Genomic DNA, 19,420 nt, shown 5'->3' on the forward strand with positions numbered 1-19,420 from the left:
TGCTCAGGTACTTGTCCAGCGCGGAGTGCGCTTCTCGGCGAATGCAATTGCGCCTTCCTGTGCGTCGTTCGACGCGAAAACCGGTGCGAGGATTTCGAATTGCTTGCTCCACACGTCCTCGACGGTCCACCCTCTCGACTCCACGATGATGCGCTTTGTCGCAGCGACGGCTAGTGGGCCGTTTGCGGTGATGCGGGTGGCCAGCGCGGTGGCCTCATCGAGGGCAGCACCGGGGCGTGCCAGTACGTTGACCATGCCGAACTCGTGTGCGCGAGGTGCTGGAAGCACGTCGCCGGTCAAAGATAGCTCCATCGCGATCGCGGAAGGGATGCGCAGCGGCAGCCGCAACAGACCCCCACCTCCGGCCACCAATCCTCGCTTAACCTCCGGAAGCCCAAACACGGCGTCGTGCGCGGCGACAATAAGATCGGCGGCCAATGCGAGCTCGGTGCCTCCGGCCAGGGCAAATCCTTCAACCGCTGCGATCAACGGTTTGGCCGGCGGCCGCTCGGTGTAGCCCATCCCCCGGCCTTCGACGACCACGTTCTCGCCGCGGGCGAACGCCTTGAGGTCCATACCGGCCGAGAACGTGCCGCCTGCACCGGTGAGGATTGCCGCTGACAGTGTCGGATCCGCGTCGAGCCGGTCCATCGCCTGGGCCAGGCCTCGGCTCACCGCGGCATTCACCGCGTTCTTCGCTGCTGGTCGGTTAATGGTGATCAACAAGATACGTTCACGCTGTTCGACGACGACAGGTTCGTCGATGTCTGCATCGGGTGCGGAATTCACGCGCAAATCATACATTTGTTTAGATAATAGTAGGAACGGGCCGCGACCCGGTCGCTGGGCCGAGGAGAAGGGCGCCGATGAATATGGGTGCAGCCGGGTTCAGTGAGGTTTTAGCGCGGGCCGGCCTCTTCCAGGGAGTCGACGCGCCCCTGTTGCCGCGGCTGAAACCCGGCTACAGGCTCTCGACTCTCCCCGGGAACATACGATTTTCACCTAAGGTGAGCCCGGGGACCGGCGCTACATCGTGTTGCCCGGCAAGGTCAAGATTGGCCGGCGCTGCGGTGACGGGCGCGAGAATCTGCTGGCGATCATGGGTCCATCCGACATGGTCGGTGAGCTGTCGATCTTTGACCCCGGTTCACGCACATCCAACGCGGTAGCCATCACCGCCGTGCACGCTGTGTCGATGGACCGCAAAGGCTTTCGGACCGGGATTGCCGACCATCCGCAGATCGCCGAACAGTTGCTCAGAGTTCTCACACGCCGCCTGCGCCGCACGAACAACACCCTGGCGGACCTAATATTCACTGACGTGGCCGCTCGCGTGGCCAAGCAACTGTTGATTCTCGCAGGCCGGTTCGGCGCCGTGGAAGACGGCGCTCTACTTGTCGACCACGGTCTGTAGCAGCAGGAACTCGCCCAACTTGTGGGTGCCGCGCGCGAGACGGTCAACGACGCGCTCGCCGATTTCGCACCACGCCATTGGGTACAGCTCTACGCCAGGGGCGTGGCGGATTCGATCATCGCCGCCTGGCCAACGCGCGGGCGTCGATGCTCAACCATGCGAACTAACTTGGTGCAGTGAGCAATCAACCGAATCATCCAGCAAGGTAGCAGGTTGATGCGTCGGTCGCGCTACCTCGCTGATTGGCAGCCGTGCGGATGCTGGACGGCCCAGCCACCAAAGGAGCATCGGCATGCAGATACGTGACCACGCGGGTTCGCAAAGGCCTGCGCTGATCCTGCATCCATCCGTCATCACCGTGAGCTTCGCCGAACTCGAGTCACGTGCTAACCCGCTTGCGCGGTTCGTGCGGAAAGCCGGCCTGGCCGAGGGAGACTGCATCGCGGTACTGATGGAAACAATGAGCACGTCCACACGGTGATGTAGGCAGCCCGGCGAATCGGACTGTATTACGCCTTCATCAATACACATCTGACCGCGGCGGAGGCCGCTTACATCGTCGAGAACAGCAACGCCGAGGCATTGATCGGATCGCGAGCCATGGCGTCGGTTTGCGCGGATCTGCAGACCTGGATCAGCGGTGGTCTTCCCGATGTGCGGTTGATCGCCGACGAGGATCTTCAGGGCTGGCAGCGCTACCCGGATTGTGTTGCAGATCAGGCAGTCAGTGCGGTTCCCGGCGAGCGCGAGGGTGAGTTGCTGCAGTACTCCCCTGGCACCACCGGACGCCCGAAGGGGATCAAGCGCGCACTGCAGCACACATCACCAGATCGCGCAGTCGACATATTGGGCTGTTGGCCGTCGTGGGGATCACCGGTGACTGCGTCTACCTCAGTCCGGCTCGCCTTTATCACACCGCACCCTCGCAGTGGTCGAGCTCGGTGCAACGCTAGGGCGGAACGACTGTCGTGATGGAAAAGTTCGACCCGATCCAGGCGCTGGTGTGCATCGAACGCTACCAAGTCTTCCATGCGCAATTCGTGCCGGCGAAGTTCGTCAGAATACTCAACGTATCGGCACCGCAGCACCTTTCATACGATATCTCAAGCCTGCAGCGCGTTGCCCACGCGGCCGCACCGTGCCCGGTCGAAGTCAAACGCCCGATGATCGAGTGGTTCGGACCGCTCATCGATGAGTATCACGCATCATCCGAGGCGATCGGCGCCTCGTTCATCACCGCCGAAGAATGGCTGCAGCACCCGGGTTCGGTGGGCAGGCCCCTGGTCGGGGTAGCGCACGTGCTCGACGACGAGAGTGGCTATCCCTTCGAGTACCTCGGAGACCCTGCCAAGACCGCGGCTGCGCGGCGGCCTGACGGCATGACCACCGTGGGTGATATGGGTTACCTCGATAGCGACGGTTTCCTCTACCTGACCGACCGGCGCCACTACACCATCATCTCCGGGGGCGTGAACATCTATCCGCAGGAGGCCGAGAATCGGCTTATCAGTCATCCGAATGTCATGGACGCCGCGGTCTTTGGCATCCCCGACGCCGACATGGGCCAGTCGGCTAAAGCTGTCGTCCAAGCCGTCGACCCAGCAGAGAACACCGAGGATCTGGGCCACGAGCTCAGCACGTGGATCCAAGAACGTTTGGCGCACTACAAGTGTGCACGGTCCATCTCGTTCGAGGACACGTTGCCTCGAACCGACGCCGGGAAACTATACAAACAGACCTTGGTCGACAAATACAGTGCACTGTAGCGTGATTCACGCTAACTACCCAGCGGGGCCGGAGCAGGGATGTGTGCCCACGCGTCCAGTAGAAAGCTACGGGCCGACCGCGGTAGTGCCCGCCCCTGGCACGGTCCTGGACTGAAACGAATGGGCGTGTTGCAGATGGCATAAACCTCTCCGGCGTCTTCGAAGCGGGATCGGTGCGCAGTCGAGTTCGCAGTCGGGAAGTCGGGTCAAAATCTCATCGATCATGACGCGAAACATCATTCGGGCAAGATTGGACCTCAGGCATCGGTGCCTACCGACGCCAAAGGCCAAGTGCCGCTTGTTGGGTCGATCGAGATCGATTTCTGCCGGGTTGGGAAAGACCGCGGGATCGCGGTTGGCGGGTCCCCACATCAGTGTGGCGCGGTCGCCGGCGCGCAGCGACTGTCCGTGCAAATCGGCGTCCCGACTCACCGTTCTGGCCCGACCGAGTGTGGGCGCGCTGTGCCGCAGGAACTCCTCGGTTACCTCAGGTAGCAGCGAACGGTCCTTGATTAACCTGTCACGCAAGTCCGACCGTTCAGCCAACCAGCGCAGGATGTCCCAGGTCAGGCCGCTCGTGGTGTCCGATCCCTCCGAGCAACATCAAGAAAGTTTGCATCGTGATCTCGTGATTGTCCACGCAGCCTTGTCTTGGCGCGTCTGCCAGCGCTCGACCCGCCTCGCGTAGCCCGAACGCCGGCACGGACTCTAGCGGCTCGCGGCATCGACCTGGGACATCAGTTCTCCCCTGTCCCAATATTCGCGCCACGCGGCGATTCGACCGTCGGGCGTCAAGTCGAAGACGGCGGCAACCGGATATCCCACGCGAGCGCCGTTGGCCGGCCAGACGAAGCTGTCATATCGTTCGACGACCACCCGCGGTGCGGTCGCGCTGACAGTCTTGATCTCGAAATGCAAGTCTGAGTAATGGTCCGTTTGCCGCAGCAATTCGTCGAATACAGCTTGCGGTCCGGTCACCGTCTCGGCGGTCGGGACGTGAAACTGGTAGGAGACGGTGTCATCCATGAGTGCCATGATCTGGGCACCGTGGCGCTGTGGACCGTCCTCTACCATGGTCAGCAAATCCAACACCGGCAGTTCGGTCGTGATCGGCATGATCAACCCCCTTGTAGCTGATGGACTGACGGCGCTTCGGTCGATGCGCACCACGCGTCGGCAATTTCATCGCATGTGGCCAAGGTCGCCACCATTGCCAGGGTGTGTTTCAAGACCATTGCCGCGTATTCGGCGGGAGTACCCGCGACACCGTCCGTGGGGACCACCACGCGGAAGCCTTCGTTGACCGCATCGACTGCGACCGATGGGACGGCAACGTTTAACGACACCCCTGCGACAATGAGGGTTTCAACGCCCAGATTGCGCAGTACGGAGAGCATTTCGGTACCCCGGCTCGGCGAAAGTCCGTGATGCCTGGGCATGATCAAGTCTTTGGGTCCTACCCCAATTTGGGGAACGACTTGCACCGCCTTGCTCCCGGGAGTCCACGTCGAGGTGTGCTTTAACACGATGCCGAACAGCGGATTGTTGCGTGCGGCAGCCTGGTTGTCTGCGAGTGTCTCAAAGGTGGCGTGCACAATCTGGGCTCCCGTACGGCGAGCAGCCTCAGCGAGACGCCCGAGGTTGGCTAACATCGGACCGACTTCGCAGGCCAGCGCGGGCAGCACCGAGTCCTCGCCGACCACCCCAGCCTGACACTCGTTCATTACCAGTGCACATCTGGTGGGGTCGAGTATCAGAGCATGGCGCTTAGACATGGAAGTATCCGGTCGTCGATGGTCGGACTAGACGTTGATAATACGTTATACGAATAACTATGTGGCTGTATCCGTCTAATTGAGGTTGCTGCCGGCTGGGCAAGGGCACGACTCGACGCCTGTATCCACCCTGCACAGGAAGGCTGTGCTTCACCTGAGGTCGCCGCCGGCAGGGCGGGCAGAGTCGTTGGCGTTCCGCGGCAGTCGGCGGGATCTGCGTCATTTTGTTTTTGACAGGATTGTCAGAACTAGAAATACTGAAGGCATGAGCGAACTACCAAGCATGGTTCCAACCGGCTGGTTCCAGGTGGCGTGGAGTTCGGAGTTGCAAGCAGGCGATGTCCGACCACTGCGGTACTTTGGCACCGAGCTGGTGGTCTTTCGCGGCAACGACGGGCAAGCGCATGTTCTCGACGCCCATTGTCAGCACCTCGGCGCTAATTTGGCGTACGGCGGGTGCGTCGTAGACGAGGGCATCCAGTGCCCGTTCCACGGCTGGGTGTGGAGTGGCGAGGGGCGCAATGTCCGCATCCCTTATGAGTCACGGCCTAACCGCGGAAGACGTGTGCGTTCGTGGCATGCCACTGAGCTCAATGGGTGCATCTTCGTATGGCATGATACGGCTGGACGAGACCCGTTGTGGCAGTTGGTCGATTGGCACAATGTTCTGTCCGATGCAGTGACCTCCCGGCAATATCGATCGCTGGACACCGCAGAACAGCAGAGATTTCGCGGGGTGCGCGTCCATCCTCAGATCATCGCCGAGAACGCGGTCGATCCCCATCACTTTCGTTTCGTGCATAAGACGCCCATCAGCCCGGTAGTGCTTGACGAGCACACAGATGACACGACGTGGCGCGCGAAGGTGGGTTTTGGCAAGCGATGGTCTGACGGTATCGATCGTCCTGGCGACACCGACAACACGATCGAGATCTACTGGTCGGGAATCGGATACAGCATCAACGGGGAATGCACGCGCGACGGGGTGCGGGTCATCGCAATCAATGCCACTCCCGTCGATAACGCGACCTCCGACATTTTCGCAAGTTACTGGATCTCTGGGTCCGACAACTACGCAATGCGATTGGAGCAGGCCAAGACAGCGCTGCCCGACGACATCAACATCTGGGAGCATCAGAAATACCTGGATCCCCCCGCGCTGTCCCAGTCTGAGGCCGACGGGTTCCGGCGGTTGCGGCGGTGGGCGCAGGGCTTTTACCCTCAAGCCGCCGCGGCTGGCGCCCGGTGACGCTGGCCAAGTCGGCAGTCACGCGAGAGGCGATACAGGAGGCCGCTCGAAACGCTTTCGCCCGCAAGGGCTACAGCGCCACCAGTGTCACTGAGATCGCTCAGGACCTGCACGTCACCCGAGCAAATTTCTACTACTACTACCGGGATAAAGAGCAGCTCTTCGTCGAACTCGGCACGGCCACTTATCGCGACACAATCGGCCTGATCGAGGCGTTTAACTTACTCGAACACCCACCGGAGCTCGACCAGGTACGCGGCTGGGTCGAATCGTACTTCCACCATCTTGACCACAACGGCGCGTTCCTGGTGCGTGCCATTGACGATTGCCCCGACGACCCCGACTTTCGGGCGAAGGTCAAGCGCCTGCACAGGAAGTCGGCCTCACAGCTGGGCGGCTATATTACTGCCCGAAGCACCGGCGCGTACACCTCCGCGGTCTCCATCGGCATGTCGGTGATGGCGATGCTGGAAAGAAGCTGGCTTTTAGCGCGCGCGACAACGGTGGATCACGGGCCCGCGGCTGCGATCCGCAGCAACGCTGAGATCCTCTGGCGGATGATCCGCTGACGTAGCGCTTGGTGGGCTGTGCGCCTCACCGGATGACTTCGTCCGTCGTTGTCAGCGCAAGCGGTCCGCGTCGGATCACCTCATAGAGCAGTCCCGGATCAGCATTGGCCTCTCGCGTAGCCGCTACTGCAGCATCGACATCCTTGCGCAGAAACGGTGCGGCGAGCTCGGTGAACTTGGCCATACCGCCGATGCCGCGGGCATGGCCGGCGACTTTACTGTCAGCACTGCATGCTGCCAGGACTTGCAGGAATCGGTCGGCGTCGATGTCCAAGTCGGCTGCGACCGCGACCGCGGCAGCCAACAACTGTGCGTTGGCCGCGAACAGCATGTTATTGACGAGTTTCAGGTTGAGCGCGGTGCCCAGGTCGCCGGTGCGGATCACGTTGGTGGCGTAAGCATTCACGATCGAGGTCACCTGTGCGCCCGCCTCGGCCGGTCCGCCGATCATGACGGTCAGCTCGCCCGCGGCGATGTCGTCTGCGGTGCCGCTGATCGGCGCGTCGACGACAGTGACGTCTGGACGAGCCGCGACAAGTTCACGCAAAGTCGCCACCGTTCCGGTGGTATGCGAGACCACAACTGTTCCCGGAGCGCTGTGTGTCAACAGGCCCTGTGCTCCGAGGGCGACGTCGCGCAACTGAGCATCAGAAAACAGGCAGACGATGACGACCCGATCATCGCGCGCAACATCTCCGATGCTGTCAACCACAGTTGCCCCGGCGTCTTTGAGGCGAGCGCGCACGTCGTCGCGTCGAGCGAAGACGGTGACTGCCTGACCGGCCGCGAGCAGTCGGCGCACCATGGGCTCGCCCATCTGGCCGGCGCCTATGAAGCCGATCGGCTGACTCACTCGGCAGCCTTTACCGTCCGCTCGTCAACAACTGCGATGGCCTGCTCTGGGCAAGCATCCGCGCCCGCGAAGGCCTGCTCGGCCAGCTCCGGGGGCACTTCCTTGCTGGGCGGAATGCAGTAGCCGGCGTCGTCAAGGATGAACAGATCCGGTCCTGCGGCTGCACACAGCGCATGGCCTGCGCAGCGGGCGGAGTCGAATTCGATGCGCACGGTCATTCGCTATCCCTTCGGTTTTCTCGGGCTCCGGCGGTAAAGGCGATGGGTAGTTCGCGCATGGCCCATACTTCGCCGGCGTCTTCGAATCGTCTGGGTTGGCCATCGAGTCGATAATCCGGTATCCGCGTCAAGATTTCGGCGAGCATCTCTTGAAACATCATCCGGGCCAAGTGCGATCCCAGGCACCGATGCATGCCGACTCCGAAGGCCATCTGCTTTTGGCTGTTACGACGATTTAGGTCGAACCTGTCTGGGTCTTCGAACATCACAGGATCGCGGTTGGCAGCCGACCACATCAGGATGGCGCGATCACCTGCGCATAGCTGTGAGCCGTGAAACTCGGTGTCGCGCGCGACAGTTCGCGCCAGCCCCAGTGTCGGTGTATACAGGCGGAGAAACTCGTCGGTGGCCTTCTTGATCTGCTCGGGTTCGCCGACCAGGGAGCTGCGTAGCTCCGGCTTCTCGGCGAGGGCGTACAGCACGTTGCCGGTTAGCCCGCTGGTGGTGTCCATGCCGCCCAGCATCATCAACACCGTATACATCAGGATCTGCGTGTCGTCCAACGGCACGTCATCGATTGTCCCGCGAAGGATCTGGCCGAAGAGGTCTTCACCGAGGTCACCGTTTTCGCGGCGCTGGGTCATCTGGTTGTAAATCGCGCCGAACATCTCCATTACTGCAGCGCCGGACTTGTCGACGTCATGGGTGCGATCGTGGACCAAGGAATGCACCCAATCCACCCATTGCAGGTACTTCGACTCGTCGTAGCCGAGCATGTGCAAGATGAGCTTGGCCGGCAGCGGTGTGGTCAGTTCTCCGACGATGTCGCAATGCCCGCGCTCGATGAACTCATCGACCATCGCCGAGGCCATGCGGCGGGTGAGCGGGCGTAACGCTTCCGCCTGCCCCGGCGAGAACGCCTTGACCGTGATCTGACGCAATTTCTGCGTCAGCGGCGGATCGGATTCGATCGGCAGGATCGGAAACGGCGCGCCACTTGCCGGGATGCCCACCGACGGATAGGAGTTGAAAGAGTCATCGTCGCGCGCAGCTTCGAAGACCGACTGGTAGTCCAGCAATGCCCAAAACCCGCCGTGCTCGGCGGAATGTGATACCGGACAGCGTGCTCGCATGTCTGCCAGGGTCTCGTGGGGTGCCTCCCGGAATTCCGGCGAGTGGTGGTCGAAGTTCTCGGCCACTGAAGCGTCTGTCGGCGCTGACACGATCGTGTCCTCCTTTGTTGGTCCTGCGGCTCCCCGACGCGCGGCCTGGGCTGCTCGAGCGCCGAATCCGTCGATGCGAACTACAGTTTTTTCTGCCATGTAGTGCACACTGCACGCTAGCCAGTGATGTAGCGTACGGTCAAGCGCGGGTCGGAAGCGGTGGCCAGAGGTGAACAAGCTCGAATCAGTGGAACGTGGCGATAAACAACGGGCCCCTGCCTGGGGCGCTAACCTTCCGTCGTCGGAAGACGATGCGCGAAGTCGGCTGATCGAGGCAGCCGAAGCGTGTTTTGTCGAGCGGGGTCCAAGCCGGACCAAGATGACGCACGTCGCTGCCAAGGCGGGTGTGCACCGGACGACCGTGTACTCCTATTTCCCGAATATGGACGCGATACTGGGCGCGTGTTTCGTTAAGGCGACGAACCTGGTGGTCGCCGCCGCCGACCCGTATTTTGCCGAGGAACGCCCGTTTGTCGATCGACTTATCAATGCGATCGTTGCGGGCTTGAAAGCGGCACGGAGCTCACCGGCCATGCTGTCGATGACGGCCCCGCATGACCTCGCGCGAGCGCACCACGCAGCTGAGCGCTCTGAGGCGTGGCGTACCGAAATCGTTGAAGGGCTGATCGATCGGTTCGCCGAGGCTGACCCAGGCGAATTACGCACCGATGTGTCGACCCAGCAGATGGCGTTATGGGTAGTGCGGATCGCTTTCAGTTTGATCGAGGACCCGGGCAACCCTGAATGTGGTGGCGATGAAGGCCTCTTGCGGAATTTCCTCCCGGGCGCCTTGCAGCCCCAAAAGCGCTCGGCTACATAGCGTTACCGAGGGCGGACGGCCCTACCTAGGGCTAGGCGTCGCGTCTCGCGTTTGCTCGTGTGTGACCCGAATTTCTTCTGCCAGCTCTGGATCGGGATGCTTACCGGCGGGCACCTTCGTTCTAGCGAGTGCAGCTTCATCGGCGATGGCCTGACTGTTGTCGAGTCCGGACATTAGGCACGTCTCGTTGCGTTTGCTTTCTGTCTAATGCCCAATTGCGCAAGTCGTCAGTGTTGTGTCGACCCCGCCAACCTGACCCCCAGATCAGCCTTTACGTCGAACATCGCCAAAAGCTCTGTGACACAGCTGATCTTCCACTGACTTTGTCGGCGATGCGGCGCAGTGCTGCCGGCTGCCGGCGCAACACCTAACGCGAGATCCTGTGGGTGGTCTTGAGATCACGCTCGAGGGACTAACAGCGAGTCTGCTGGTCGAGCGGCGGGCCGTCGCCGTCGTGACGCACTATTCGTATCGCGCTTGGTGCACGCCAATCGGCCGTGGGGGCGGCGCCACGGCGGAAAGGATGCTGTTGCCGGTGCTAAATCGGCAGATCGGCACTGGACCGTCAAACTAGCCCGCGTAGTGCGCTTGATTGACGAAGCGCCTGGCGTTGGGGGCACGGTCGCGGAGTCGCGGGCCGCACAGGTGCGCGCGCAGGTAGCTCGGGTACGTCTCAGCCGGGCCGCCATAGAGGCCTGCGAAGTTGATCGTCGTGTCATACACGCCGATGGCAACTTACGCATGAGGCCGATCACCGCCAACACCCGCAACGCGCGCGGGAACTTCCACAGCCGCGTTGGTTCACTGCTGCCCCGAACGGGGTCCGTCCCAACGGCACGACTGGCCCGTGTTCACGCATGTCGCCCACTTTGTTATGTCAATCAGATGCGACTATCTCTGACAGCAGGCATGATATCGGCCTCCCTGACCGATCTTCACGCATCAGTTGACCGTCATCAACATACGATTTACGGTGCAATTTGAGAGGGCCGGGGCGCGCTCGTAATCATCTATTTGTTTATACTGTTTAAGCCTCGCCTAGTTAAGCCAGAGGCGAATGCGGCACGCCCTCCGGCGGGGTGTCGGCTGTGCGGCACACGCGGAAAGGGATCACGGTGACCACTGACGACATTGTTCCGAGCTCCGATTTTGAGCCCTTAACCAAGGGTAAGACGTGGCAGCAGATGAAACCGGGTTGGAATTTTCGCACGGGCGCACGGACGGTGGCCGAGGCCGACCTCATCCAATTCATCACGTGGGCCGGCTTCAACGAAGCGCTCTTCATGGATGCTTCCCATGCCGGGTCCCGCGGCTATACCGGCAGGCTCGTTCCCGGCGCGATGACTTACTGCCTTGCTGAAGGGCTGATCGTGCAGAGCCAAGTCCTCAACGGAACCGGACTGGCCTTTATGGGCATGGAGTTGTCGGTCAAAAAACCGGTGTATGTGGGCGACACGATCCACGCCGTTGTCACCACCACCGATTCGCGCGCCACCAGTAAACCGGGACGCGGCGTGGTCGCCACGCGCGTCAGCGTGCGCAATCAGCGCGACGAGGAGGTTCTCGTCTTCACCCCAGTTCGACTGGTGCGCGGCGACGACTCGGAATAACCAATCCCCGACGGACTCCTATCGTTGAGTAGTCCGCTTGATGAAACGCGTTGTGCTGAAACGGAACCACCGGTCGACTATGATTTTGCTGCGGTCTGCGTCATCGGCGAAGGGGTGTGTGCAAGAGGTCGCGCAGATGGCAGTTGAAGTACTCGGCGCCCTCATACATCGACCAATGCCCAGCCGCTGGGATGATACGGAGCTCGGCATTGGGCTGTAGTTGGCGGATCGCCGCCGCGTTGAGCACGGGATCGGGGTGTGGGCGGTCGTTCTCTCCATCGAGGACATCGACACCGTGGAGATCAACGAGGCGTTCGCACCGGTGGTTTTGGCCTGGCTCAAAGAGATCAAGGCCGACGCGGAGAAGATCAACCCCAACGGCGGCGCGATCGCCCTCGGTCACCCGTTGGGCGCCACCGGAGCCAAGCTGTTCACCACCATGCTCAACGAACTCGAGTGCATCGGGGGCCGCTACGGCCTGCAAACGATGTGCGGGGACTTTGGGTCGGAGAGATCTTCGATCTCGAGCCGCTTGCGCTTGTCTGTGCCGAACAGAGCCGCTGGGAATTCCTGTTCTCGGGCCCGCCCCTCCGGATCACGCGCGCCGTGGGGTCACCGCTTACCCCCGTTGCCGTGTTCCGATCGACTTAGCGCAGTAACAGGCCATGGACTTTCAGTTCGACACCACCGCCGATGGCCGCACCTTGGAGATGCTGAACGTAATCGAGTTCCCCCGCGAAGCACTCGCGATCGACGTCGACCGTGGGCTGCCTTTCGTCGTCGGTTGTCGCCCGGTTTTCGCTCGGGACCGTCTTGGATGCGGGGGGATCGCGCGAAACGGATGCTCGACGCGGTTCAGCTGCCGGGAGCCTGATTTGGTGATGCCGCAGTCCGGCTCAGGTGCGGCGTGTCGGCGACTTCCCAGTCCTTGATCGTCGCAAGCGGGCCCAGTAGATCGGCGGGCAGGTCTGGTGACAATGGTTGACCGGTGTGCACGCGGTGTGGCCAGTCCCGGTTGGCCAGAGCGGGTTTCGCGAGGGCGACGACGTCGGCGGCGCCGGAGTCGATGATGGTGGCGGCGTCGCAGGGGTCGTCGAGGTGTCCGTTGGCGATGATCGGAAGGCCGCTATATTGTTTCGCATAATTGGCCAACGTTGTGTCGGCGCCTTCGAAAGCTGGTGCCAGTGCGCGGTATTCGGTGGTGTGGATGTAGTCGATGCCGGTGTCGGCAAGCGCGGTGAAGATGATGGCGGCATCGTCCTGGCCGCCGGCCCATCGGTGGTCGTTGTCAGAGACCTTGGCTTGGGAGATGCGGATGCCGACGGCGATATCCCCTCCGACGGCCGTTACGACGTCGGCGCAGACCTCGGTCGCCAATCGGACGCGGTTGGCGACGTCGCCCCCGTAGTCGTCGGTACGGGCGTTGAGGTAGTCGGTGAGGAATGCGTCGAGCAAGTATCCGTTGGCGCCGTGGATCTACACCCCGTCGAATCCGGCGTTGCGGGCCTGCTGGGCGGCATTGACGAACGCGGCGCGGACGTGATCGACGTGCTCGTCGGTCATCGCCTGGGGAACCTGAAACGGGCCCGACCCGCGGTACATGTTCAGCTGCTCGCCTTTAGGGCGCACGGCTGAGGGCCCCCAGGTGATGGTGGTGTGTGGGTTGCCTTGAGACTGGCTGCCGGCGTGCATCAGTTGGGCGAAGAACTTTGCCCCGTAGGCATGGACGCCGTCGACGACTCGGGTCCACGCCGCGGCTTGGGCGGAATTGGCGATGCCGGGTTGGAAGAAGTACCCCTGGCTGGTTTGGTCGTCGATGTAGAGACCTTCGGTGATCAACAGACCGAACCCGCCCTCGACGAACATCTTGTAATAGCCACCGATTCGATCGGTGGGTAGGCCAGCGGCTGTCGCGCTTACTCGGGTCATCGGCGCCAGGGCGATGCGATTGGCGACGTCGATGCCGCCGATGGATGTTGAGCGGAAGAGGGTTTCGTGCGGTGGATGCTGTTGCAGAGACATCGGGACAGTCACCTTCGTCGTCGAATTGCGTTGCACAATAGGGGGATCACTTGCGTCCCGCCTGGGGCGGACAATCCGAAAAGTTGACCCACCCATCTGCGCATCCCGGTCAGCGGGAGCACGGCCGACCGGAAACGCTTCGCAAGTATGTCGCTGGTTCGCGCATCACCGTTGGATCTCTATCACGCCATTTGATCAACGCACGCAGCGGGGCCAAACCATGCGGCATGGCAGCGCTGCTTCCGGTGCTGAGCCATCAATCAACAGACCAACTGCACGCGGTACGAATGGGACATTCTTCTTCCCGTATCACAGGAATTCCATTCTCCGACTCGAAAAGGCACGTCATGAGAATCAGTGTCGGAAACAACGACGCCCGCCTTTAACGACTCGCCGCCAATAGCGTCCACGTGCGCCTTTCCCGGTGCGGGCGATCGTCCCATTGCTCGATTACTCTGGTATCGGCCTTTGCCTCCTGCTGTCTACGTAGAGCCGATAGAGGTTCACTCCCGCGAGCAACATGACAAACAATGGGATGAAGGGGGGCTTTATCCCCAGGGGGAGTACATTCGCTGGTACCTCTGGCTGCAAGTGCACGTACGTCGCCACGCCCATGTTGACGACGAGGCCAGCGGAGGAAAGGAACACGATTGGGCCATATAGACGTGGAATCTTTTGTGAGAAGCAGGCCGGCAAAAGCAACCCAAGGCCGATCGCCATTTCTACGACTTTACCAAATGGAACACTCAGAGGGGGCAGGTCACTCTTAGCGATCTGAACATCAAACATGGTGCGAAAAGGTTCGAAGAATTTCAAGAATCCGAACATGAACATGAACACACCCAAAAACATAGAATTATACTTAACGAACTTGTCACCTTGTAATGGTTTCAATGGTTCCCTCTCGACGTGTGCGATATGAACTTCTGCTCTTGCGAACCAGTGATATTTCGGCATGTCGCGACGAGGAGCACGACCGCGCATAGTCGGCCGCCGTTTCGTCCTTGCGTCATTCGCGGGCGGACCCTAAGGAGGTGCCCCGCCTCCAAAAGGCCTCACTGAGGACATTCATGACCGTTCCGTCGACGTTACTGACGGGCCGTCGATCATCCGGGCGATGTTTGCCATGCGCTGCGGCGGTAGGAGCCGGTGAGGTTCCGCGCCACGCTGATCGTGCCGCGCCACCGACGGGCGCTTTCGAGTGACGGGAACGGCTCAACCCGTGTCGAGGTGTGGCATCGAGGTCCTTCCACAGTGGTTCATTGACTTCGGCATCATGCCGTGGAAAAAGTGGACCGACAATTCCAATTCGAATAGTGTCTGGCCGTGCCGAAAAAAGAGAGTCGGCCCACCCCGCGGCTGACCCACCGCGGGGCGGCAACGAAAGCCCGCATCGTCGCCGAAGCGACATCTCTGGTCCGAGAGCGCGGCGTCGCAGGAACAAGCCTGGACGCCGTCATGTCCGCCAGCCACACCAGCAGATCGCAGCTCTAACACTACTTCGCCGACAAAGACGCCCTCATCAGCGAGGTGATCAAGACCCAGCTCGGGCACGTCATCGCCGCGCAGGAGCCACGCCTGCGCGAAGTATCGTCGTGGGACGGGCTGCAGCGTTGGTGCGATCATCTCGTCGCAACGGCCCACACGACGCAAGGTATTGGAGGCTGTCCCCTCGGATCCTTGGTAGGCGAACTCGCCGATCGATCCGACTCGGCGCGACTCGCGCTCGAGCGATCCTTCGCCGAATGGCAGTCATATCTATCCAAGGGCTTCGCGGTCATGCGCGATGGCGGGGACCTCGTCCCCGAAGCCGATGTAGACGAGCTTGCGTTGACCATGATGACCGCACTGCAAGGCGGACTGCTCATGGCACAGACCACCCGAAGCGTGCGTCCCCTCGAACTGGCTCTCAACATGGCACTGGGGCACGTCGCCAGATACCGGCGTGACGCGAAACCTTCGGGACACAGATCCGCAGGCGCACCACGCGAATACGGCAGCGCTTCCACATCTGCTCAACCCCAACTGTCTTCCCCGTCGGCAGCGCTCGGGATCGTCGAGGCATCTCGCCTGGCCAACGCGCGAAGGCATACTCCCGTGGTGCAACCAGAGGAAGAAATGTAGTCAGGCTTGAACACCTACAACGCGTGTAGATTCCTTCGTCGCGTAGGCGTACGTCGCCGGTGTGCGCGCCGACACGCAACTTGTTTGATCTTAGTGGGCGCAAACGACGCACGGTGACCTCGCAGCAGGGTCGGGGGCCGATTCACCTGCGACCGATTCGCAATCCGGCAGGGACACCCCTGGCGAGTGGTCGGCTCAGTGGGTCATGGCGAAAATCATTTCGGCGACGACGCCGATCAATTCGTTACAATCCACTCGTACCGACTGGGTTCGGGTCGCATACCAGGCGCGCTCAAGCAAACCTATCGTCGCGGTGCCGATCGCTTCTGGTGGGTGCCGGCCATCGGTGGCGATGGCTTGGCCCAGCTTCCAGGACGCGCGCGTCATCATGTGATCGCGCGAACGCCGGAAGTCCTCGTCGTCGGGAGCGGAATGGGCCGCTGCCATCACGAAGGCTCCGTGGCGGTCTAGAAACTCGAAATAGTCTGCGACCCAACCCGTCACAGCGCTGAGGTCATGTGGCTTAGCTGTGTCATCCCATTTCGAGATCACGGCCAGGGTGTCGTGATAGGCGGTTTCTCCTAAGACATTGAAGACCTCTCGCTTGTCCTTGAAGTAGGTATAAAACCCTGCGCGCGAGATCCCGCAGGCTTCGGTGATCGCGTTGATCGGTGTGCCGGCATAGCCCCGCTCGAGGAAGAGCCTTCGACTCGCCTCCAGGATCACTGCACGGGTTCGTTCGCCGCGGCCGACTTCGACCGAGTCGACCGTGCGCAGATTAGGCGAAGCTGTCATGCCTCGACAATAGGGGATGCAGGCACCGATCGCGAGCTCTACTCGACGCCAATGTCAAGTCGCTTTTACCGGCCTATGCACGCCAGATAGCCATAGAATCGGAGTTACTTGACATTTATGTCAAGTAACGTAAGGCTAAGGGGACCAGCAGCCCGGTCAGAAGGAGATGTCGCTGATGTTCGATGCGAAGGACGTGCCGATCTTTGACGCGGATCAGCACATGTATGAGACGCCCGATGCGCTGACCACTCACTTGCCGGACAAATACCACAAGGCAGTGCAGTTCGTGAAGATCGGCAAAAAGACCCGGATCGCCATTCTGGGCAAGATCACCGAGTACATGCCTAACCCGACGTTTGAGGTCGTGGCCGCACCAGGAGCACACGAGAGGTTCTACGGCAACAACAATCCCGAGGGCTTGTCGCTGCGCGAGATGAGTGGGACACCCATCAAGCCACCGGCGGCATCGCGTGATCGCGACGAGCGCATCAAGCAGCTCGACGCGCAAGGTGTTGAGGCGTGCCTGAACTACCCGACGCTGGCCAATTTGGTGGAGCATTCCGCCGCCGAGGACCCAGAACTGACTGGGGCGCTCATTCACGCGCTTAACCAGTGGATGCTTGAAACCTGGGGCTATACCTACAAAGACCGCCTCTACATGACGCCGGTCATCTCGTTGGGCATTCTGGAAAATGCGATGCGCGAATTGGAGTATGTGCTCGAAAACGGCGCTAAGGTGGTCCTGATCAAGCCGGCTCCGGTGAACACCTACAAGGGCTGGCGTTCGCCGGCGTTGCCTGAATTCGACCCGTTCTGGCGCGAAGTCGAGGCCGCCGGGCTACCTATTGTAATTCACGGCAGCCAGCCTCCGCTGGAAGAGTACGCTCATATGTGGGAGCCGCCGGAGACTAACAGCGCCTTCGAAATGTCGGCGTTCAAGTGGGTTGTCATCGGTCACCGCGAAATCGCCGACATGCTTACATCTTTGGTCTGTCACGGCACTTTGACGCGCTTCCCCAACCTTCGTGTCGCCAGTGTCGAGAACGGCAGCTCGTGGATCCACCCGCTCATCGACGCGCTCGACGATGTGTACCGTAAGATGCCCAAGGCTTTCGAGGAGCACCCCGTTGAGACCTTCCGGCGCAACATCTGGGTCTCGCCCTTCTGGGAGGGCAACGTTGCCGACGTCGTGACCAGCGTCGGATGGGATAGGGTGCTTTTCGGCTCCGACTGGCCCCACCCCGAGGGGCTCGAAGAGCCTAAGAAGTACTACGAGTACGCCGAGGACATGGACCGCCGCCGTACTTATGACTATCTGGGCGACAACGCTCGCCGGTTCCTCGGCCTGCCGATCAAGAATCCCGATCCAGAAGCTGCCCATCCCCCGGTGCTTACGGCACCAAGCGTCTGAAAAGACCGCAACCCCAGTACTTGTGGCTCTGGGACAGTGCGCAAAGCCTGTCCCAGAGCCACACTCCATTCGGGGCTCACCTTCTTGACCGGCACCGGATACCCGCCCGCGCGGATGTCGTCGGTGACGGCCCGCAGCGCTCTCGCAATTTTGTCCCCGCCAGCAGTTCCGGACCGAGCCCATAAATAGCTGAACATTTATTTATTGCCTGGGCGGAAGTTTGCGACACGGGCAACGGCCACGGGCACGTTCGCAGCGACACGGATTTGAGGCGAAGCAATCTTCAACCGCCGATCATGTCGTTGCGCGACCGTGGATGCCACGGAGCCTTCGTGATTCAACCTGCCACTGAAGTTCGTTACCGGGATCGTCTTTTTGAGCATCCTACTGAGCGGATCAAACTCTCCGAGCAGCTCGGCTATGACGCGGTGTTCACTGCCGAGGAGCAAGGGTCGGATCCGCTGGCGGCGCTCGGTCACCTCTCGGGTCGTACCCGACACTTGAAGTTGGGCACACGGGTGCTGCAAATCATTGGCCGGCATAGTCGACGGCGATGGCCATTCAGGCGCTCGACCGTCTCGCCGGGGGCAACCGGGTTTTGGTGCGGAATCGGCAGCTCCATTCCGGCTGTCGCTGAGGGCCTGCACGGTTGACGCTGGGGCGATCCGATCCACCGGATACGTGGTGCGTGTGAGCGCGGCTCAATCCGCGCAGAGGACAGACTTCACGGCCACGCGACACTTCTCCCCCTACCGGGTCACGTCGTCGCCACCACCGGCGAAGACCAGGAAGCGCTGGACGCCTACCTAGTTCTAGGAGTTGCTCCACGTGGTCGCGCCGCGGCCTGCCCAGTGTGGTGATCTGTAGCGCGTGGGGGTCGCGTCCGGCGTCCTCAGCGGAGTGACGCGCCGCCGCGATGAGTTCGCTGAGGCGTTTCAGGTCGGGCTGCAACGGTAGGTATCCGTCACCGATACGGCCCGCGCGTCGGGCAGCCGCAATACTGTTGCCGCCGATCAGGATGGGATGTCGGCGGCAATCGGCTTGGGGTGGCCCACACCGGGCCGAACTTGATCAATTCCCCGTCGAAGGTGACGTTTTCCTGGCGCCAGGCGCACCGCATCGCGGCGAGGTGCTCTTCGAGCAGTTTGCCGCGCTGCTCGAACGCGACGCCAATGGCTGCGTATTCCTGGCGACTCCAGCCGATTCCGACACCCACGAGCAGGCGTCCCCCAGACAGCTGGTCGATGGTGGCCAGGCGTTTGGCCAGGGTGAGCGGGTGATGCAGTGAAACCAACAGCACACAAGTCCCCAGCAACAGCGTGGGCGCGGCGGCCGCGGCGAACGACAACTACTCCAAGGGGTCGGGCATCGGGGCTTCTCCCGGCGCCGGCAACCCCTGCTCTTTGCCCGGGTAGGACCTTCGACCTGCGTCGGCAAGGCGACGTGCTCGCCCATCCACACGGAGTCGAAGCCGTTGCTTTCAGCACCGGCGACTACTTCGCGCAGATATTCGGCCGCGGGGTTTACGCCACCAGAAGTGGCAGGGATCACTCCGAATTTCATGTTCACCT

The 19,420-nt window shown here is 61.5% G+C and carries 16 protein-coding genes and 5 pseudogenes; 10 read left to right on the top strand and 11 right to left on the bottom strand.

Annotated elements, in window-relative coordinates:
* Window positions 1-3: 3 nt before the first annotated feature.
* Window positions 4-789, bottom strand: coding sequence for a crotonase/enoyl-CoA hydratase family protein (locus ACYQ8K_RS17695; RefSeq protein ID WP_459970955.1), 786 nt, complete (start codon window positions 787-789; stop codon window positions 4-6).
* Between the two features lie 83 nt (window positions 790-872).
* Here ACYQ8K_RS17695 and ACYQ8K_RS17700 point away from each other — a divergent pair.
* Window positions 873-1,594: pseudogene (locus ACYQ8K_RS17700) on the top strand (Crp/Fnr family transcriptional regulator).
* Between the two features lie 112 nt (window positions 1,595-1,706).
* Window positions 1,707-3,180: pseudogene (locus tag ACYQ8K_RS17705) on the top strand (AMP-binding protein).
* Window positions 3,181-3,246: 66 nt separating this feature from the next.
* Here the strand turns inward: ACYQ8K_RS17705 and ACYQ8K_RS17710 are convergent.
* From ACYQ8K_RS17710 to ACYQ8K_RS17720, 3 genes are all read right to left on the bottom strand, one after another.
* Entirely contained in the window at window positions 3,247-3,726 is a 480-nt protein-coding gene (locus ACYQ8K_RS17710) for a cytochrome P450 (RefSeq protein WP_459970956.1), read from the bottom strand.
* 162 nt (window positions 3,727-3,888) lie between these two features.
* Window positions 3,889-4,296, bottom strand: a complete 408-nt coding sequence (locus ACYQ8K_RS17715; protein ID WP_459970958.1) for a limonene-1,2-epoxide hydrolase family protein — start codon at window positions 4,294-4,296, stop codon at window positions 3,889-3,891.
* 2 nt (window positions 4,297-4,298) lie between these two features.
* On the bottom strand, window positions 4,299-4,955 hold the full coding sequence (locus ACYQ8K_RS17720) for an isochorismatase family protein (protein ID WP_459970960.1): 657 nt from the start codon (window positions 4,953-4,955) through the stop codon (window positions 4,299-4,301).
* 265 nt (window positions 4,956-5,220) lie between these two features.
* Between ACYQ8K_RS17720 and ACYQ8K_RS17725 the strand changes: the two genes are divergently transcribed.
* Together ACYQ8K_RS17725 and ACYQ8K_RS17730 are read left to right on the top strand one after the other, a co-directional pair.
* Window positions 5,221-6,204, top strand: coding sequence for a Rieske 2Fe-2S domain-containing protein (locus ACYQ8K_RS17725; protein WP_459970962.1), 984 nt, complete (start codon window positions 5,221-5,223; stop codon window positions 6,202-6,204).
* Complete coding sequence (locus tag ACYQ8K_RS17730; protein ID WP_459970964.1) at window positions 6,201-6,773, top strand: TetR/AcrR family transcriptional regulator; 573 nt, start codon at window positions 6,201-6,203, stop codon at window positions 6,771-6,773. The genes ACYQ8K_RS17725 and ACYQ8K_RS17730 overlap by 4 nt, the downstream gene beginning before the upstream one ends.
* A gap of 25 nt (window positions 6,774-6,798) precedes the next feature.
* Here ACYQ8K_RS17730 and ACYQ8K_RS17735 read toward each other — a convergent pair whose 3' ends face one another.
* From ACYQ8K_RS17735 to ACYQ8K_RS17745, 3 genes are read right to left on the bottom strand one after another with little or no spacing between them, the layout of a single operon-like run.
* Window positions 6,799-7,626 (bottom strand): NAD(P)-dependent oxidoreductase, encoded by an 828-nt coding sequence (locus ACYQ8K_RS17735; RefSeq protein ID WP_459970965.1) that lies wholly within the window; start codon window positions 7,624-7,626, stop codon window positions 6,799-6,801.
* A complete protein-coding gene (locus ACYQ8K_RS17740; RefSeq protein ID WP_459970966.1) occupies window positions 7,623-7,844 on the bottom strand; it encodes a ferredoxin in 222 nt (73 codons plus the stop codon). Before ACYQ8K_RS17740 ends, ACYQ8K_RS17735 begins: the two co-directional genes overlap by 4 nt.
* Window positions 7,841-9,043, bottom strand: coding sequence for a cytochrome P450 (locus ACYQ8K_RS17745; RefSeq protein WP_459970967.1), 1,203 nt, complete (start codon window positions 9,041-9,043; stop codon window positions 7,841-7,843). Before ACYQ8K_RS17745 ends, ACYQ8K_RS17740 begins: the two co-directional genes overlap by 4 nt.
* Window positions 9,044-9,236: 193 nt before the next feature.
* On the opposite strand from ACYQ8K_RS17745, the gene ACYQ8K_RS17750 reads away from it, so the two are divergent.
* The 3 genes and pseudogenes from ACYQ8K_RS17750 to ACYQ8K_RS17760 form a co-directional block, all read left to right on the top strand.
* A complete protein-coding gene (locus ACYQ8K_RS17750; RefSeq protein ID WP_459970969.1) occupies window positions 9,237-9,887 on the top strand; it encodes a TetR/AcrR family transcriptional regulator in 651 nt (216 codons plus the stop codon).
* 1,115 nt (window positions 9,888-11,002) lie between these two features.
* A complete protein-coding gene (locus tag ACYQ8K_RS17755) occupies window positions 11,003-11,497 on the top strand; it encodes an FAS1-like dehydratase domain-containing protein (protein ID WP_459970971.1) in 495 nt (164 codons plus the stop codon).
* Between the two features lie 271 nt (window positions 11,498-11,768).
* A pseudogene (locus ACYQ8K_RS17760) lies at window positions 11,769-12,032 on the top strand (acetyl-CoA C-acetyltransferase); the annotation flags it as partial.
* A gap of 320 nt (window positions 12,033-12,352) precedes the next feature.
* Here the strand turns inward: ACYQ8K_RS17760 and ACYQ8K_RS17765 are convergent.
* Together ACYQ8K_RS17765 and ACYQ8K_RS17770 are read right to left on the bottom strand one after the other, a co-directional pair.
* Window positions 12,353-13,615, bottom strand: a pseudogene (locus ACYQ8K_RS17765) (oxidoreductase).
* A gap of 354 nt (window positions 13,616-13,969) precedes the next feature.
* Window positions 13,970-14,476: a DoxX family protein gene (locus ACYQ8K_RS17770; RefSeq protein WP_459970973.1), complete on the bottom strand. Its 507-nt coding sequence runs from the start codon at window positions 14,474-14,476 to the stop codon at window positions 13,970-13,972.
* 573 nt (window positions 14,477-15,049) lie between these two features.
* Between ACYQ8K_RS17770 and ACYQ8K_RS17775 the strand changes: the two genes are divergently transcribed.
* The gene (locus ACYQ8K_RS17775) at window positions 15,050-15,643 is read left to right on the top strand and encodes an LmrA/YxaF family transcription factor (protein ID WP_459970975.1); all 594 of its coding nucleotides are present in this window, start codon (window positions 15,050-15,052) and stop codon (window positions 15,641-15,643) included.
* A gap of 195 nt (window positions 15,644-15,838) precedes the next feature.
* Here the strand turns inward: ACYQ8K_RS17775 and ACYQ8K_RS17780 are convergent, their stop codons facing one another.
* The gene (locus ACYQ8K_RS17780; RefSeq protein WP_459970977.1) at window positions 15,839-16,438 is read right to left on the bottom strand and encodes a TetR/AcrR family transcriptional regulator; all 600 of its coding nucleotides are present in this window, start codon (window positions 16,436-16,438) and stop codon (window positions 15,839-15,841) included.
* A 175-nt stretch (window positions 16,439-16,613) separates the two neighbouring features.
* Here ACYQ8K_RS17780 and ACYQ8K_RS17785 point away from each other — a divergent pair, with 175 nt between their 5' ends.
* A complete protein-coding gene (locus ACYQ8K_RS17785; protein WP_459970979.1) occupies window positions 16,614-17,849 on the top strand; it encodes an amidohydrolase family protein in 1,236 nt (411 codons plus the stop codon).
* Between the two features lie 296 nt (window positions 17,850-18,145).
* Window positions 18,146-18,502 carry an LLM class flavin-dependent oxidoreductase gene (locus tag ACYQ8K_RS17790; protein ID WP_459970981.1) on the top strand — a complete coding sequence of 119 codons (357 nt, stop codon included), beginning with the start codon at window positions 18,146-18,148 and terminating at the stop codon, window positions 18,500-18,502.
* Here the strand turns inward: ACYQ8K_RS17790 and ACYQ8K_RS17795 are convergent.
* Window positions 18,411-19,149: pseudogene (locus ACYQ8K_RS17795) on the bottom strand (TIGR03619 family F420-dependent LLM class oxidoreductase). The gene ACYQ8K_RS17790 and the pseudogene ACYQ8K_RS17795 sit on opposite strands and share 92 nt — an antisense overlap.
* Window positions 19,150-19,420: the final 271 nt, after the last annotated feature.

Source organism: Mycobacterium sp. MUNTM1, assembly GCF_054660795.1.

What these genes read in the sequence shown, in the direction of transcription:
- ACYQ8K_RS17715 (WP_459970958.1), bottom strand. Translation starts at nt 4,296, where the DNA reads ATGCCGATCACGACCGAACTGCCGGTGTTGGATTTGCTGACCATGGTA.
- ACYQ8K_RS17720 (WP_459970960.1), bottom strand. Translation starts at nt 4,955, where the DNA reads ATGTCTAAGCGCCATGCTCTGATACTCGACCCCACCAGATGTGCACTG.
- ACYQ8K_RS17725 (WP_459970962.1), top strand. Translation starts at nt 5,221, where the DNA reads ATGAGCGAACTACCAAGCATGGTTCCAACCGGCTGGTTCCAGGTGGCG.
- ACYQ8K_RS17740 (WP_459970966.1), bottom strand. Translation starts at nt 7,844, where the DNA reads ATGACCGTGCGCATCGAATTCGACTCCGCCCGCTGCGCAGGCCATGCG.
- ACYQ8K_RS17770 (WP_459970973.1), bottom strand. Translation starts at nt 14,476, where the DNA reads ATGCCGAAATATCACTGGTTCGCAAGAGCAGAAGTTCATATCGCACAC.
- ACYQ8K_RS17780 (WP_459970977.1), bottom strand. Translation starts at nt 16,438, where the DNA reads ATGACAGCTTCGCCTAATCTGCGCACGGTCGACTCGGTCGAAGTCGGC.
- ACYQ8K_RS17785 (WP_459970979.1), top strand. Translation starts at nt 16,614, where the DNA reads ATGTTCGATGCGAAGGACGTGCCGATCTTTGACGCGGATCAGCACATG.
- ACYQ8K_RS17790 (WP_459970981.1), top strand. Translation starts at nt 18,146, where the DNA reads ATGTCGTTGCGCGACCGTGGATGCCACGGAGCCTTCGTGATTCAACCT.